The organism is Ideonella sp. P3_A4, assembly GCF_056403075.1.
This window is the reverse complement of sequence record NZ_JBFUGE010001179.1, coordinates 1-996: the sequence shown is the minus strand read 5'-3', so window position 1 is coordinate 996 and position 996 is coordinate 1. Positions and strand designations below refer to the sequence as shown.

Genomic DNA, 996 nt, shown 5'->3' with positions numbered 1-996 from the left:
CAGCACATCGGCCGAGCTGCAGAGCTTCCGCAATGGGCAATTGGCGCGCGCCAGCGGCCTGGTCACTCACCGCCAGCGGCCACAAACGGCCAAGGGCGTGATCTTCGTGACGCTTGAAGACGAAACGGGCCCGGTCAACGTGATCGTCTGGCCCCAGGTGGCCGAAGCGCAGCGCACGCCGATGTTGACGGCGCGGCTGCTCACCGTTTATGGCATCTGGCAGTGCCAGGGCGAGGTGCGGCACCTGATCGCCAAGCGCCTGGTCGACCACAGCGCCTTGCTCAGGGAGCTGGACACTGAATCGCCGGTGCTGAAAACCACCAGCCGGGATTTCAGGTGATGGCAGGCAGTGATCGTTCGACGTCAGGGGCGGCCAGCCGCCAGACGCCCCTTGACAGGAGGTTGAGCGGCACTGTGGCGGTACGGTGCTGTCGACGCGATTGGAGCTCTAGGAAAGCCAGCCCAGCGCGGCCAAAAGTGTCGTCACTATGAGAGCAACACCCGCAACTTTGTAGACCAGCGGACGTGGTTTCGATGGGGCGAAGTCTGCAGCAAAGCCGGAAAAATGCACCTTGCAGTTCGGGCATCGTTGCGCACGACCTGAGACCGGCTGCTGGCACCTGCCGCAAGGCACCTCGCCCGGCAAGCAGGCGCGGACGCCTGATACAGACGGCTTCGATTCCGCCTTGCGGCCTTCCCTGTACTTGGCAAGCTCGATGGGCTCTTTATTCATGCGGGCATGTGGCTTGTGCCGCTCAACGTTCGGGGTAGGGGGCGGCTTGCGGCAAGACGCCCCATTGACGGGAAGCAGGCCGTAGCGTCAAGGATGCATGAGCCTAGTTTTCGCCATGCCAGTAGTCGACCGCCGGCGCGACCACGCCAAGTTGGCGAAAGCCAGAAGCCGAACCCGGCTGAATCGCCGAGGCGGAGAACTTGTTCGAGTCCGGGTACTCGACGATCTCAGGCCGGAGCATGGTGCTCACGCTGATGTAGCGC

The 996-nt window shown here is 63.6% G+C and carries 2 protein-coding genes; one reads left to right on the top strand and one right to left on the bottom strand.

Features of this window, described 5'->3' with window-relative positions; all coding sequences use genetic code 11:
* Positions 1–340, top strand: a 340-nt coding sequence (locus AC1DYI_RS36785) for an OB-fold nucleic acid binding domain-containing protein (RefSeq protein WP_477209016.1), incomplete at its 5' end; no start/stop codon positions are given.
* 108 nt (positions 341–448) lie between these two features.
* On the opposite strand, the gene AC1DYI_RS36780 is transcribed toward AC1DYI_RS36785, so the two are convergent.
* Positions 449–733, bottom strand: coding sequence for a hypothetical protein (locus tag AC1DYI_RS36780; protein ID WP_477209015.1), 285 nt, complete (start codon positions 731–733; stop codon positions 449–451).
* Between the last annotated feature and the right edge of the window lie 263 nt (positions 734–996).

What these genes read in the sequence shown, in the direction of transcription:
- AC1DYI_RS36780 (WP_477209015.1), bottom strand. Translation starts at nt 733, where the DNA reads ATGAATAAAGAGCCCATCGAGCTTGCCAAGTACAGGGAAGGCCGCAAG.